This window comes from Shewanella sp. NKUCC01_JLK (genome assembly GCF_019345615.1).
Taxonomy (GTDB): Bacteria; Pseudomonadota; Gammaproteobacteria; order Enterobacterales; family Shewanellaceae; genus Shewanella; species Shewanella oncorhynchi.
On record NZ_JAHKRD010000016.1, the window covers coordinates 97,818 to 113,010 of the forward strand.

Annotated in this window: 14 protein-coding genes; 8 read left to right on the forward strand and 6 right to left on the reverse strand. The window is 44.8% G+C overall.

The window, feature by feature from the left end; all coding sequences use genetic code 11:
- Position 1: 1 nt before the first annotated feature.
- The 3 genes from moaA to mutM all read left to right on the forward strand — a co-directional run bounded on the left by moaA (position 2) and on the right by mutM (position 2,382).
- Positions 2–985 (forward strand): GTP 3',8-cyclase MoaA, encoded by a 984-nt coding sequence (moaA, locus tag KO537_RS17155; protein ID WP_219235114.1) that lies wholly within the window; start codon positions 2–4, stop codon positions 983–985.
- Between the two features lie 90 nt (positions 986–1,075).
- Positions 1,076–1,531, forward strand: coding sequence for a hypothetical protein (locus KO537_RS17160; RefSeq protein ID WP_219235116.1), 456 nt, complete (start codon positions 1,076–1,078; stop codon positions 1,529–1,531).
- Between the two features lie 35 nt (positions 1,532–1,566).
- Entirely contained in the window at positions 1,567–2,382 is an 816-nt protein-coding gene (gene mutM, locus KO537_RS17165; protein ID WP_113940164.1) for a bifunctional DNA-formamidopyrimidine glycosylase/DNA-(apurinic or apyrimidinic site) lyase, read from the forward strand.
- A 72-nt stretch (positions 2,383–2,454) separates the two neighbouring features.
- Here mutM and KO537_RS17170 read toward each other — a convergent pair whose 3' ends face one another.
- Positions 2,455–3,930 carry a capsule assembly Wzi family protein gene (locus tag KO537_RS17170; RefSeq protein WP_219235118.1) on the reverse strand — a complete coding sequence of 492 codons (1,476 nt, stop codon included), beginning with the start codon at positions 3,928–3,930 and terminating at the stop codon, positions 2,455–2,457.
- Between the two features lie 90 nt (positions 3,931–4,020).
- On the reverse strand, positions 4,021–4,512 hold the full coding sequence (coaD, locus tag KO537_RS17175) for a pantetheine-phosphate adenylyltransferase (RefSeq protein WP_105250747.1): 492 nt from the start codon (positions 4,510–4,512) through the stop codon (positions 4,021–4,023).
- Positions 4,513–4,794: 282 nt separating this feature from the next.
- Here coaD and KO537_RS17180 point away from each other — a divergent pair, with 282 nt between their 5' ends.
- Entirely contained in the window at positions 4,795–5,865 is a 1,071-nt protein-coding gene (locus tag KO537_RS17180; RefSeq protein ID WP_105250748.1) for a glycosyltransferase, read from the forward strand.
- A gap of 356 nt (positions 5,866–6,221) precedes the next feature.
- Positions 6,222–7,394: a glycosyltransferase family 4 protein gene (locus KO537_RS17185; RefSeq protein ID WP_173497803.1), complete on the forward strand. Its 1,173-nt coding sequence runs from the start codon at positions 6,222–6,224 to the stop codon at positions 7,392–7,394.
- Positions 7,395–7,442: 48 nt separating this feature from the next.
- Here KO537_RS17185 and KO537_RS17190 read toward each other — a convergent pair whose 3' ends face one another.
- The 3 genes from KO537_RS17190 to KO537_RS17200 form a co-directional block, all read right to left on the reverse strand.
- Positions 7,443–8,519 carry a CDP-glycerol glycerophosphotransferase family protein gene (locus KO537_RS17190; protein ID WP_219235120.1) on the reverse strand — a complete coding sequence of 359 codons (1,077 nt, stop codon included), beginning with the start codon at positions 8,517–8,519 and terminating at the stop codon, positions 7,443–7,445.
- Between the two features lie 30 nt (positions 8,520–8,549).
- Entirely contained in the window at positions 8,550–9,635 is a 1,086-nt protein-coding gene (locus KO537_RS17195) for a glycosyltransferase (protein WP_219235122.1), read from the reverse strand.
- 91 nt (positions 9,636–9,726) lie between these two features.
- Entirely contained in the window at positions 9,727–10,770 is a 1,044-nt protein-coding gene (locus tag KO537_RS17200) for a glycosyltransferase family 9 protein (RefSeq protein WP_219235124.1), read from the reverse strand.
- A 98-nt stretch (positions 10,771–10,868) separates the two neighbouring features.
- Between KO537_RS17200 and KO537_RS17205 the strand changes: the two genes are divergently transcribed.
- On the forward strand, positions 10,869–11,624 hold the full coding sequence (locus tag KO537_RS17205) for a 3-deoxy-D-manno-octulosonic acid kinase (RefSeq protein WP_219235126.1): 756 nt from the start codon (positions 10,869–10,871) through the stop codon (positions 11,622–11,624).
- 26 nt (positions 11,625–11,650) lie between these two features.
- Here the strand turns inward: KO537_RS17205 and waaA are convergent, their stop codons facing one another.
- Positions 11,651–12,916, reverse strand: coding sequence for a lipid IV(A) 3-deoxy-D-manno-octulosonic acid transferase (gene waaA, locus KO537_RS17210; protein ID WP_219235128.1), 1,266 nt, complete (start codon positions 12,914–12,916; stop codon positions 11,651–11,653).
- A 147-nt stretch (positions 12,917–13,063) separates the two neighbouring features.
- Between waaA and KO537_RS17215 the strand changes: the two genes are divergently transcribed.
- Together KO537_RS17215 and KO537_RS17220 are read left to right on the forward strand one after the other, a co-directional pair.
- Positions 13,064–13,711 (forward strand): TetR/AcrR family transcriptional regulator, encoded by a 648-nt coding sequence (locus tag KO537_RS17215; RefSeq protein WP_219235129.1) that lies wholly within the window; start codon positions 13,064–13,066, stop codon positions 13,709–13,711.
- Between the two features lie 286 nt (positions 13,712–13,997).
- Complete coding sequence (locus tag KO537_RS17220) at positions 13,998–15,191, forward strand: glycine C-acetyltransferase (protein ID WP_219235132.1); 1,194 nt, start codon at positions 13,998–14,000, stop codon at positions 15,189–15,191.
- Positions 15,192–15,193: the final 2 nt, after the last annotated feature.

Genomic DNA, 15,193 nt, shown 5'->3' on the forward strand with positions numbered 1-15,193 from the left:
TATGAGTCTAATTGTGGATTCCTTTGGCCGTAAGGTCGAATATTTACGGCTCTCGGTCACCGACCGCTGCGACTTTCGCTGTATTTATTGCATGACGGAAGATCCCTGTTTTCTGCCAAAGGACCACGTACTCCACCTCGAAGAATTAGCTTGGATTGCCCAAGCCTTTACCGAGCTTGGTGTGACTAAAATTCGCCTGACCGGCGGTGAGCCCTTAGTTCGCACCGATTGCGACCAGCTAGTGGGTCTGCTTGGCAAACTGCCTGGGCTGACGGATTTATCCATGACCACCAATGGTTCAAGGCTGACAAAATTCGCTAAACCCATGTTTGATGCAGGATTAAAGCGCCTCAATATCAGCCTAGATACCTTAAACCCCACACTGTTTACTCAGCTAACGCGTAACGGCAAATTAGACAGAGTCATCGATGGTATTGATGCGGCTATTGCGGCGGGATTTGAACGTATCAAGATTAATGCGGTGATTTTAAAACAGCAGAACGATAATGAAGTTATTGATTTAGTTGATTTCTGCCGTGGCCGTAACTTAGACATCGCCTTTATCGAAGAAATGCCACTTGGCGAAATGGATGAGCGGAAACGCGCCCGTCATTGCAGCAGCGATGAAGTAAAAGCCATCATTAATAGTCACTATCAGCTACAGCTTTCCAACAAACGTACCGGTGGCCCAGCACGTTATTACACTATGGCCGACAGCCCAATCCATATCGGTTTTATCTCGCCCCACAGCCACAACTTCTGCCACGAATGTAATCGCGTGCGCGTCACAGTCGAAGGCCAATTATTGCTATGTTTAGGCAATGAACATGCCGTTGATCTCAAAAGCATAGTCCGGGAATTTCCGGCTGATATTGAAAGATTAAAAGTCGCTATTCTCGCGGGAATTAATCTCAAGCCTAAGCAGCACGACTTTGGCAATAATCAGGTACAAATCCTACGCTTTATGAACACCACTGGCGGTTAAGCATCACCACTCCATCGCTTAAGGGCTAGCATCTCAATTTGGCCGTGATAAACTCGAAGCATCACCCCATACTTAGCGTTACACATTTCTATGGCATTAACTCGTAAGCAATGGAATAACATCATCATAGTCGCCTGCGCCTTTATGGTCGCCGTGCTGACTTTTATGGATAACAAAACCAATAATGTTCCGAGTGATGCTCAGCGACTGTTTGACGATAATGCACCGCTTTCACAGCTGCAACTCGACGGGTTATGGCTGCACAAGCAAGCATCACAATGGGAGTGCGACACTAAAGTCCTCAACTGTGATGAATGGGCAAAGGCGTGGCAAACCATACGGGTATCCCCCTTAACCGCCGCGCCAGAAACCACAGATAATCCGCAAGAATTAGTTATACAGATTGCAGATATCCGCGATGCTCAACTGTGGATCTATTTTCCCAATGAAGGCGCCTTAAAGTCTCCCGCAGGTAATTGGTATTTAGTACCACCGAGTTTAAGATCTAAACTGCAACCGATCCTCGATGCGAAACCCGCAGCTTAATGCCACCCCATTTTACTTAAGATAAGAAAGAATCCATGCCGGAATTACCAGAAGTTGAAGTCACCCGTCAGGGTATTGCCCCCTACCTTGTCGAGCAAACCGTAATTGATCTTGTGATCCGCAATGGCTCGTTGCGCTGGCCTGTGCCTGACATCGCCAAACAAATTATCGGCCAAGTCATACGCCAAGTGCGACGCCGTGCTAAGTATCTGTTAATCGACACTGATGCGGGCACTAGCATAGTGCATTTAGGCATGTCGGGGAGTTTACGGATTTTGCCCCACGATACCCCAGTGGAAAAGCATGACCATATCGACTTAGTGCTCGCCAACGGCCGCATTTTACGTTTTAACGATCCAAGACGATTCGGTGCTTGGCTATGGTGTGAACTCCCAGAAGAAGCGCATCCATTACTCGCCAAACTGGGGCCAGAGCCACTGACCCATGCCTTTAATGTCGCACAATTAGCGGCAGCTTTAGCGGGCAAGAAAAAAGCGATCAAGCTCTGCCTGATGGATAATCATATCGTAGTGGGTGTAGGCAATATTTACGCCAATGAGGCCTTGTTTGCGGCGGGTATTCATCCAGAGGCCGAAGCAGGTAAAATCGATATCGAGCGTTTGACCGTTTTAGTTGCCGAAGTGAAGCAAATCTTAGCCCACGCCATTAAACAGGGTGGCACCACGCTGAAAGACTTCACCAATGCCGATGGCAAGCCGGGCTACTTCGCCCAAAAACTGCATGTCTATGGTCGCGGCGGTGAAACCTGCACAAGCTGCGGTAACTTGCTAAGTGAAATCCGTTTAGGCCAACGCACCACAGTATTTTGTGGCATTTGCCAAACACGCTAATATTGCGTTATTTATAAGCCAAAATGCCAAGCAAGTGCTTGGCATTTTTCGTTATTTAATCAGTTACAGCTGTCAAAAACGATACTCAAAACTGCTAAATAGCGTGGCATTGGTATCATTTTCTTGAACTTCAAACTCCGATCTCGATACTGTTCCACCTAAGCTCCACATGCCTTTCCACACTGGCATACGGTAAGAAAGCTCCAGCATCAATAAATCTTCTTTTGGCGGTTGTGGCGCCCAAGTGTTTGCCACATTGGAGCCATCTTTATTCAGCTTCGCATAACGCAGCAACGAGGTAAAACCACGGCTATTATTAAACTGGCCAACTAATCCAACCACAAACACTTGTGCATCGCTATCATAGGTAGAACCCAAAGCACGACCATAGTAGCGAGCACCACTCAGATAGACAGGATCCTCATAGAAACAATTGGCACTATCACCATCGCATTTTACATAGGTGTCCGAATATTCCATGAACAACTTAAACTGCTTACCCGATGTGCCAAAATGGGTATCAATACCCCAAAGTGAGCCGCAGTCACTACCATTTTCACAACTATGTTCGAGATATAATCCAACGGGGATATCCTGCAAAGTATCGGCATAACGCATATCAATACTTTGAGTTCTATGGCCTGCATCGCGGCGCTCATTCGGCGCACAATCATTTGTACCATCGATACAAACAGCATTACTCGCAACCGAATCCCACCAAGAGTCAAAGTTACAATCTTGACCCTCACCACAAAATAAAGTCGACCAAGACAATCCCACTTCTAACTGTTTAATCGGTCTTGCACTTAAGCGCATATCCCACTCAGCCGTCTTAGGCACAGCACGATCCACTTCAGTTAAGCTAAATCCAGTTTTAAAGGTCCAAGGGCCAATCCAAGATAACCAAGGTGTTTCAAAAGCCGCGGCATTGTTACGGCTCAAGGTTAACGATGACATAGGGCGGGCGTTATTAGAACGATGTATAGCCGAGTCAAACCCCGGTCCCCACCACTGCTCAACCGCGCCTAAGGTTGCGATCCAATTGCCAAAAATGATGGCAAAATAAGACTCATCAAGGCGGAAGTTTTTATTATCTTGCGGATCATAGGTTTCTGCCACAGTCGCCTTATAAGCAACACGCGATCCTAAATACTCGTAGGAGCCTAGCACTTCACCTTTCTCGCGATAGTCAGAACCATAATGTTGAAAGCGAGCAGGATCAGATGCTGCCGATACTTTTATCCGTGCATTACCACGATTATCGACAGCATTTTGATAATAAAAATTAACCCGTGCAAAGGCTTGTACTAAAGAGGGAGAAAGCAGCTCAGGCTCAATTTTCGCTAAATCACCACCAATGCCTGACCACATCAATGGATAAGTATTCACAGGCACAGTGATCACACCCGCATCAGCAAGTGCTTGAATGTCAGCTCTAAGATAAATATCAGAGGCATCGACCCAAGGTGCAGCAGCAAGCATTGAAGAAAAAAACAGGCCAGAGGCAATGCTAGTAGCAAGGATCGTGGGGGAAAAAAAAGCCTTCATAACATCCTTTTAAGTATCATCACAAGGCAACAATGCCTCAAAGTTAACACAAAACTCCTACGTAAAAACTATCTAGTTCGCAGGTAAAATCTAGGGTTTAACCAACTTAAGCTTTGCCGCCAATGCAGCCGTTACTTCAGGGTGAACAAACTGGCTCACATCGCCACCATGCAAAGCGACTTCCTTTACTAAGGTTGAAGAGATAAATGAGTTTTCCTCGGCAGGCGTTAAAAACACGCTTTCCAGATCAGGGCTCAATCTGCGATTCATATTTGCTAATTGGAATTCATATTCAAAGTCGGATACCGCGCGTAACCCACGCACAAGTACACTGGCCTTTTGCTCCTTGGCAAAATCCACTAGCAACCCCGAAAACCCCACCACCTCGACATTATCCAAATGAGCAGTCACCCGATTGACCAATTCAACTCGCTCTTCAAGGGTGAATCTAGGCTGCTTGGAAGGATTAGCCGCAATGCCAATCACCACATGTTTAAACAGTTTAGCCGCACGCTCAATCAAGTCGGCATGACCATTGGTGATAGGATCAAATGTCCCTGGGTAAATTGCTCTTGTATGCACTTTGCTGACTCAACTCACATGGATGCCAAAAATCATTGCTCGCCAGTCTACTCGTTTTAGCCAAGCGAGTGAATAATCGCAGCAAAAACGACTTTAAATACCGATAAAAAACTTAAAAATAAGCAAGAACGCTATTGATTAAGCCCATGTAAAGGCACGAACAGGTATAATGTTGCACGAAATTAAAACCGACCACATACAATGTTGCTCCCCTATTTAACGATATACACTGAGCAGTGTTAGGTTTAAAAACGACGTTTGAAGACACGCAGAAGAGCATATATGAAGAAAATCGCGATTTTTTGCCATAACTTTTTCTCCAACGGCACAGTGAAAGTCGCCTTGTCGCAGGCAGAAGTGTTACAGGAAGCAGGACAAGATGTGCATTTGTTTGTGTTTCACAAGGAAGGCGATTTTATACCTCCGCAAAATGTGACTATTCATTATCTGTTTGAAGCAGGTCAAAAACCTTCGCTACAGGAGCAGATACAACAACTCAAAGCTAAAGTGAGCGCCGCCGAAAAAACGGGCAAGTTTTCACTCTTTCTAAGTAATTCAACTGACTGCGATGTTGTTGTTTCCGGCTGTCATTTCGATCCTTGCTACTACTTCTGTCATTGTGCGTTAAAACAAGAGTTATTGATGGAGTTAAAACGCGGTCCAGTACACTTCTGGCGCAGATGGAAAAAAGCCAAGGCTCTGATCGGCAAAAAAATCATCACAGTCTCAAATGGTATTGCCGACGAACTCAGAGCCACTTCTTGGTTAAAACCCCAGAGCGTGCAAACCATCTACAACCCTTTTCGCTTAGAAGAAATAAAAATTAAGACTCAAGAAGTTATCGCCGAAATTCCCAATGAGCCTTATATGATCCATGTGGGTAGAGTCACTCGTCAAAAGCGCCATGACATTCTCTTCAAAGCATTGAGGGATATGCCGACAGCACCTAAACTCGTGCTTCTCTGTAATCGACCAAATAAAGCGCGTAAATTAGCCAAAAAATACGGTGTTGAGCACCGAATTATCACACCCGGTTTTCAACATAATCCCTATGCTTGGATTGCCAACGCAGAATTAATGCTACTGAGCTCAGATTTTGAAGGCTTGCCAACGGTAGTCATTGAGTCATTGGCCTGTGGCACCCCCGTCGTAAGCACTGACTGCCCTCACGGCCCGAATGAAATCCTTACCGGACATTTAGCTAAATATTTGGTCCCCGTTCGCCAACCTGCATTGTTGGCACAAAAGGCTCTGGAATGTCTGGCATCGCCTCCATCGCTTGAAGACCTTGCTATTCTTAAAGCCGTAGATAGTCAAAATATTGCAAAGCAATATTTGAACTTAGCCGAATAAATATCTTTAATACGGTAAAAAGTAGAAACTCTATTGAATATAAGTAGAGTTTCTACTTAACCTCCAACACCCGTTACACTCTGATACAGTATGAAAGCTCGTTTTAATTGGATTAAAAAACACAAGATGTTAACAAATGCATCAAACAAAGAGTAATAACACACAGAAATACAATACATTTAGCCTGTATAATTACTATTATTGAACATCGATAAAACAGTTTATTATAAGGTTAACCATTCTGTATTTATGAATAAATAAATTCATTGATAGTCTATTTGAAAAATATCAAAATACTTCCCATCAAATAATTCTGCCTAAGTAGAATTAGCAATAAATGATTTTTTGGGGTAGTAATGAGTAAGCTTAAAGTGGCTTTATTAGTTGATGAGTACTTTGGTGGTACAGGCACAGTGTATGGTGGATACGGTTTTCTAGCACGCCACTTAATCGCCAAACACTTACCCAACGAAAATATTGAAGTAGAAGTGCTGATAAAAAAAGACTGCAGCAAGCAAAGATTAATACCTCGTCGCTATATGATCGATGGCATTAAAGTTTATCGCTTAGCTGCTAAGTTTATGGATTTCCTTAATATTAGGTTTCTGAAAAAGAAGAATTACGATATATTTCTGTCAATAGAAATGACAACCCACTCATATCGCATTCTAAAAACCATTCCCAATATTGATAAAAAACTCCTATTTTGGGTTCAAGATCCAAGACCTGATTATGAATGGGATGAAATTAATACCGTAAAACTTTTCCCTGAGAAAAGTTATTGGGACAGTAATATTTATCAGTTTGTTCATGACCTTTGGGCGGCAGGGAAAGTCTCATTTATTTCTCAGGCACGCTTTTTAGATCGTAAAGCCAGAGATCTCTACAATCTCGATGATAAAACAGAAATCAAATATTTACCCAATCCTATCGAGATCGATCATAATTTCGATGTAGAAGCACACCCGAAGAAAAATCACATTATCTTTCTGGGACGAATTGAGTCAGTCAAACGTGGTTGGTTATTTTGCGAGATAGCTAAACTGATGCCTGAATATGAATTTTTCATGCTAGGTCAGTCATTTAGGCAGTCAAAGAAAAATCAGTCCATCATGAATGACTACCTAAATATTCCCAACCTACATTTTGTAGGGCATGTAGAAGGCGATCGAAAAAACCAGCTAATCAAAGATGCTAAAATTTTAGTCAACACTTCAATTCACGAAGCTCTACCAATTTCTTTCTTAGAAGCGTTATCTTATGGCACCCTTCTCGTCAGTTGCCGTGACCCCGACGAGCTGACGAGTCAATTTGGCGTATTTACAGGTACAGTGCTCGGAGATGGTTTTGATAAAGTCGATTTATTTGTCGATGGTATACGCCATCTGATGGAAAACGAACAACTAAGACAAGAACTCGCGGTTAAGGCAGTTGACTACATCAAAGCAAACCACAGTATTGAAGATTTCCAGAAAAATATGCAAGAAATCATCTTTAAACTGGTTGAAGAAACGAAACTGCAAGGCTAACAAAATGGGCCGATATTTCAATATCGGCCCATAAGTAACGACAACTAGCTAAAACAACTTCCAATAACCTAGCTTGCGCCGCATCTTAAAATGGCGCAACAAGTTCAATGGTTTAGGTTTTAGCCAATCTGTGCCTTTATCAATCAAAGCATCTGTTGCGGCTAAAACTCGCTGGCTAGATTGACCATCGCCCGTAGGGTGAATTTGATTGCAATAATCATGGATGTGCGCCATCAAATCATCAGGACGACTCAGTGCTCGCGTTAATGCAGATTCAATATCCTCAACCCGACTGATATCGATTAAATGATCTTTCGGTGACTGATTTTTAAAGGTCACCACTGGTTTTCGCTGCATTAAAAACATCAACAGAATCGATGAAGTGTCACACAACATCACATCCCCCGCCTGCAGCAAAGGGATCACATTATCAGTTTCAACAAACTGTAAATTCTCGTTTTCTAAAGCCTTGTACTGCTCAACAATCTTAGGATTCATCTTTGGATGAAATTGCACTAACCAGCGCCATTGGCTCTTTTGCGACAGGGCTTTAATCTGCTCAAATACCACAGGTGCGCAGGTCAAACTTGGGGAAAATGTTGAGCAAAAGAGTACTACAGGCCTTGGGTCATCAGCTTTGATATAAGGATTATCTTTATTCTCAAGAAATAGGGGGTCGAGCGCAGGCCATCCCGTTTCAACGACAGTAAAAGTACCAAACTTTTTCTCTAGTTTCAGAAAGGGCAGAGTCGTCGCAGGGCCTTGGGTACAATACAAATCAAAACAATCTCTGATTTCGAAGTGATCTTCTCGGCCCTTATGATTCATTTTACCCGCATTAAATCCATGGAATACGCCCACTTTAACCCCAGGAATAAAATGAGGGACAACGTTCCCAGGCACGAATACCGCATCTGGTTTCCACGCTTTCACAGCATCGATGCTCTGCAAGCGCAGTTCATCGGTTTTTAAAAACTTAGGATCGACCTCATTTCCCTCTAAGAACCAGCTAACCTCATCACCTCTTTCCAAAATGACTTGTTGAAGTGGCCTTAACATCGCATAGGAATAGTTTTGCGCTATGTAAAATAAATAACGTCTTTTGGCTTGTTTGGCTTCTTCCACAAGCATGCTCCTAAAACACAAACGGATAAATTATTTTGCCAACGCTAAATATTGTTCGGCAATTAAGGTCGCATCGACTTTGGCCAAAATCTCAACCTGCTCGAGGGATGGCGGCAAGCTAACAACCTCGTCTATCATTTTAGCTAACGCTTTGGGATCACGACGCGGCACGAGATAAGGCACTAAATTTCCGGTTAAAATCTCACTGGGTCCATGTGGGCAATCAGTGCTCACAACAGGAGTCCCACAAGCTAAAGATTCAATCAAGACTGTCGGTAAACCTTCAAAATCAGAGCTGAGCACTAATGCCTTAGCCTGCTTAATCCATGGAAAAGGATTACTTTGAAAACCGGGAATAATTAATCGCTTTTCAATACCAAACTTTTTCGCTGCTTTTATCGCTTTTTTGTGGTTATGACACAAGAGAACGACAGGAAGTTGATTTTGCGTGAGCTTGAGGGCTTCAAACAGCACATCATGGCGCTTTTGCTTAGCAAAGCGACCGACATGAATAAGATAATCTCCCTGAGGGATTTGCGGATTATCTTGCTGTGATTGAGATGTGATTTCGTTAAATTCAAATGGATTATAGATAGTTTGCATAGATGCTGGATGCAAACGACCTTTATCTTTAATCTCCTTTGCTATGCCATTTGAGACAGTAATCAAATGCTGGCCATTGAGCGCTTTTTTGGATTTTAGCTTCTTGAAATAAGCAAACGGTCCCAGTTTAAATTGGCGGCTCAACTCTTCTTCTACAGAAGAATGGACTATGACATAAAGCGGTGAAACACCAGTTTTGGTCATCATTAAATTGGTTTTATCTAAATTTGATAAAAACAAATCAAACTTGCCCACTTGAGATTCAATTTCCGCGATTTTTGCGCTGAGTTTGTTAACCGAAGCATTCAATCGCCCAAAATGGTCGAAATCTTTATCCTTAGGGACAAAACATTGATGAATGGGTAAGTCATCTGGGATTTCATAATAGCGATTATCTTCCATGACTAAAAAATGCGGCTCATGCCCTAAGCGAATAAATTGCTTGGCTAAGGTAATCATGACCTTTTCGGCTCCGCCACCCGCTAAACTGTCAATGGCAATGGCTATCCGCATGATTTATCTCCTAAACGATATTCTGAATACCCACCGCTAATGCAGCGATATTTCAAGAGTGCTGAACAAGAATGCACGATACTAACAAGCCTTAACTGAGTGTCTGCTGAACCACTAACTCAAACTTCTCAATCACGGCTTCAACACTGATCAAAGCCATCAAATGCTCGCCTTTGGCGCGAGTGCCCCACTTAACTTCGCCGCTATGTTGGGATGCTATCGCCTCATCATAGGCGCTCGCCACATATTGCTGCGATAAATACGGACCTGTGCGCCCAGGATTGGAATGGGCATATAAACCGATCACCGGAGTACCTTGGGTCACCGCCATATGCGCAGGGCCCGTATCAGGCGCTAACACTAAACTGGCGCGTTTTAGCAGCGCCAATAATTGCGTCAGACTGGTTTTGCCCACTAAATTATCGATTTTAGAGGGACAAGCCTGCAAAATTTGCTCTGCTAAATCCTTCTCAAGTTGAGTTGGGCCACCGCAAAGCATGACTCTAAATCCTTTCGCAATCGCATGGCTCGCAACGGCGGCATAGCGCTCTGGTAACCAGTTACGTTCTGCCTTACTGGCTGCAGCGCAAATGATAAAGACTTTTTCATTGTCTTTAATCTGCGTCTGGGCAAATTCAGTATCCGCAATTGGCACAGGCATATGCCATTGAGGAGTGAGATCGTTAACGCCAATCGCCTTAGCGAATCCCATAAATCCTTCGAGCACATGGGGCTTGGCCAAGGGCTCCACCCTGTGATTTGTCACTAGCCACTGACCTTCTTTGGCGCGGGCACGATCGAAGCCTATGCGCACCTTTGCCGAAATGGCTAATGAAACCAAGGTAGCACGTAGCGCAACCTGCATATGCAGCAGCACGTCAAAACGTCGGCCTTTTAAGGCCTTACGCAAATTAAAATAGCTGCGCCATCCTTGAGATTTATCGAAAATAACAAACTCAATGCCGGGTAAATGCTTCAACAATTGATATTCGAGTTTACCGATCACCCATGTGATTTTGAGCTCGGGGTATTGCCGCTGAATCGCCTGCACCATAGCCACGGCATGACAGACGTCACCGATAGCGGATAAGCGAAGCAAACAAAGAGAATTCATGGTATTGGGATTTAAACTCATTGGGATTGAAGCTAAAAGCTCTTAAGGTTATTTGGCGCAAGCTAAGGATCTTAATGTAGAATGGCCCTAGGTGCCACGCTTAAGTCAACAAATCTCCGATGAATGCTCAGATACAGCTCATAAAAACAGCCCAAGGTCACATTGCAGTTTGCCAAGATACGCCAACAGATATCGATCCCGCGTGGTTCTCGGTGGATTTTTGGCGGGCTAAAAATGCTGTCGTCGGTTCATCCAAAGGCCGCTACACCACTTGGTTTGTGGCATTTGAGCACAGTCATTGGGTATTGCGTCATTATTGGCGTGGCGGCTTAATGGAGAAATTCAGCAAAGATGCTTACGTTTATACTGGCCTCGAAAATACCCGCGCCATGGGTGAGTTACGCTTATTAGACGTTTTGTATCGCGAAGATTTTGCTGTACCTAAACCGATTGCCGCCAACATAGTGCGCGATGGATTATTTTACCGCGCCGATATTATTATCGAACGGGTCGAAGGCGCCGAAGATTTAGTCGCTAAACTCGGCAAAGGGGTCATGAGCACTGAGCAATGGCAAGCATTAGGGGCTTGCATCGCCCATTTCCACCAGCGTGGTGTGTACCACGCCGATCTCAATGCCAAGAATATTCTGTTCCAGCCCGCGCAAACAGAACCCTTAACGCCAGAGCGGTTTTATCTTATCGATTTCGACCGCGGCGAGTTAAAAACACCTAGCCCACAATGGCAGCAATCGAATCTAGACAGACTGTTACGTTCCTTTAATAAAGAACAAGCCAAGCTACCAAACCTTGCCTTCACCGCTGATAACTGGTCATCACTGATGCAGGGCTACCAAACGGCAATGCAAAGCGCCTGATCCACCTAACAAATTATCCCGTTGAATTAAGCCTTTATGAGGGATTGCGCTAAAGCAAATTGTCGTTGTAAGGCACCACGATTAGCCTCAACCACAGCCAATCCCGCGTTCACCGCCTGCAGGCGTAACTCAGGTTTAGCAAAATACTCAATCAAGTTAGCGGCAAGTTCATCCGCCGAAGCGACAACCCTTAGCCCACCAGCATCCGCCAACATCTGCGTAATTTGAGCAAAGTCCCAATGGTTCGGCCCCACCATAACAGGCACGCCCATAGCAACAGGCTCCAAGGGATTATGACCACCGTTAGTGATCAGCGTGCCACCGACAAAAGCTTGATCCGCCGCGCCATAAAAGGTCAGAAGTTCACCCATGGTATCGCCCACTAGCACTTGTGTCGTGGCCGCCACAGGAAAATTACCGCTGCGGCGAACAGATTCAAAACCTTGGCTGGCAACAAACTCAGCAACGGCAGAAAACTGCTCAGGATGACGCGGTGCAATAATCAGCAAGGCATCGGGCCACTGAGCCAATAATTGCCTATGGGCGATGAGCATGGCGTCAAATTCTCCAGGATGCACACTGCCTGCGACCCAAATCGGCGAGGTTTTACGCCCCCAAGTCTGACGCAACAGCTTGGCATTGGCTAAACGCTCAGGCGTAATACTGAGATCAAACTTCAAGCTACCGCATACTGTCACTCTGTCCGGCGATACACCTAACTCGATAAAACGCTGCGCTTCTACTTGAGTCTGCACCGCAATAACATCGAGTCGTTGCAACATAGGTCGACTGAGTTTAGGGCGCTTAGCATATTGCGCCGCCGACTTGGCCGACAGGCGGGCATTCGCTAACATCAAGCGCACACCGCGTTTGGCAGCAACAGCAACTAAGTTAGGCCACAGCTCAGTTTCCATAATCACACACCACTTAGGCGAGACTTGGCACAAGAAACGCCTCACGCACCAAGGTAAGTCAAAGGGCAAATAACAATGCTGCACTGAGTCACCAAAGGCTTTGCGCACTTCTGCAGACCCTGTTGGGCTGGTTGTGGTAACCGTAATGCTTAGCTCAGGGTGTGATTGCATAATCAAACGGATCAATGGGATTGCCGCGAGCGTTTCGCCCATAGACACAGAATGGACCAGTAAATCCGTCGATTTAAGTCGGGTTAATCCAAAACGCTCCCCCCAACGACCGCGGTAATCAGGGCTTTTAATAGTACGAAATGCTAAATAGACGACTAGCAAAGGGGATAATAAATATAAGATCGTGGAATAGAGAAAACGATTCATTAAAAACGTGCTTATGAGTTTTGCCTGATGAATAGCGGCAATGTTAGCATATGCACCAAATTAGGGATAATTTACCAGCAGTTCGGCGGTCGTTGGTTAGCTTTCTTTGATCAATTATGTGGCGTTCACTAGCAATTTGGATAACTTATGAAAACCCGCGACAAAATAATCTATGCCAGTCTTGAACTGTTCAACGAGCATGGCGAAAGAAACATCACCACCAATCACATTGCTGCTCACTTAAATATGAGTCCCGGGAATCTTTATTACCATTTTCGCAATAAAGAAGACATTATCCGCTGTATTTTCAGTCTATATGAGAATCATCTCGAATCGGGTTTCCAACCCTATGAAGATAAGCAAGTGGATGTAGAACTGTTAATCGGCTACTTCGATGCTATGTTCTATACCTTGTGGCAATTCCGCTTTATGTACGCCAATCTTGCGGATATTCTCGCCCGCGATGGAGAACTAAAAAAACGCTATTTGCACGCACAGCAGCAAGTCTTAACGCGTTCAAGCCATGTGCTGCATAAACTCACACAAGATGGATTTCTGTGTGTCGATGCTGACAAAATCACGCCACTGGCGGATACCATTAAGATGATCGTCAGCTTTTGGATTGGTTATCAACTCACACAATCCAGCACGTCAACCATTACTAAAGCGACACTTTATGAAGGCGTTTTAAGGGTGCTGATGATTTTCAAAGCCTATGCAACCCCGACTTCCGTTGCGACTTTTACTCGCCTAGAGCAACATTACCACGCGCTAGCGAGTCAAGAATCCCTATAACATCATCCCAAACGCCTATGTTGGGAACTCGCATTCGGAACTAAACTCAAAGCAATTATAGTACTGAGTGCGAACCCGTTTTCGCTCTACAACGCTTAAAAGAATACTCAGTCAAACAGTGGCAAACTTATGTTGCACATTAGTTTTTATAATGTAAAAACCACTTTAGCCCTAAACTAGTTTATCTTGCGAACCTGCATGAAAAAAAGGCTGTAGGCCGATTAGGTTTAGAGTTAGAATGCCGCCACTCCCAAAATCAGAATAAAGTTAACTAAGGAGATATCAGGTGGCCTCTACCTCATTCTACGCACAGATTAATCAACAGCTTGCAGACATCAAAGCCGAAGGCTTATATAAAAGCGAGCGTGTTATTGCCTCACCACAACAGACTGCCATTCAAGTTAATCACCAAGAAGTTGTTAACTTTTGCGCGAATAATTACCTAGGCCTAGCGAATCACCCCGAGCTAATCAAAGCCGCCCAACAGGGTTTAGACAGCCACGGCTTTGGTATGGCATCAGTACGTTTTATTTGCGGTACCCAAGACATACATAAAAAGCTAGAAGCTAGCCTGAGCGAATTCCTCGGCACTGAAGACACCATTCTTTACTCTTCATGTTTTGATGCGAACGCAGGTCTATTCGAAACCTTGTTAGATGCAGAAGACGCGATTATTTCCGATGCGCTAAACCATGCTTCTATCATTGACGGTGTACGTTTATGTAAAGCGAAGCGTTTCCGTTATGCCAACAACGACATGGCCGATTTAGAAACTCAGCTGATCGCCGCGAAAGCCGCTGGCGCCCGTAACATCTTGATCGCCACCGATGGCGTATTCTCCATGGACGGCGTGATTGCTAACCTGCAAGGCGTATGTGATTTAGCCGATAAATACGGCGCACTGGTGATGGTCGATGACTCTCACGCGGTAGGTTTTATCGGCGCGAACGGCCGTGGCACGCACGAATATTGCAATGTGATGGACAGAGTCGACATCATCACAGGCACCTTAGGCAAAGCCTTAGGCGGCGCATCGGGCGGTTTCACTTCGGGTAAAAAAGAAGTCATCGACTGGTTACGCCAGCGTTCACGTCCTTACCTGTTCTCTAACTCATTAGCGCCATCAATCGTGACTGCATCTATCCATGTGTTAGAAATGCTCAAATCAGGCCAAGCCCTGCGCGAAGCCGTATGGGAAAACAGCCGTTATTTCCGTGAGCAAATGTCAGCAGCAGGCTTTACCTTAGGCGGCGCCGACCACGCGATTATCCCTGTGATGATTGGTGATGCGAAACTGGCGGGCGACTTTGCTAACCGCTTATTAGCAGAACATATTTATGTTATTGGCTTCTCGTTCCCAGTCGTTCCTAAGGGACAAGCCCGTATCCGTACGCAAATGTCAGCGGCACATACCCGTGAGCAACTCGACAAAGCGATCACCGCCTTTACCCGTATTGCCAAAGAAATGGGCATTATTTAGGA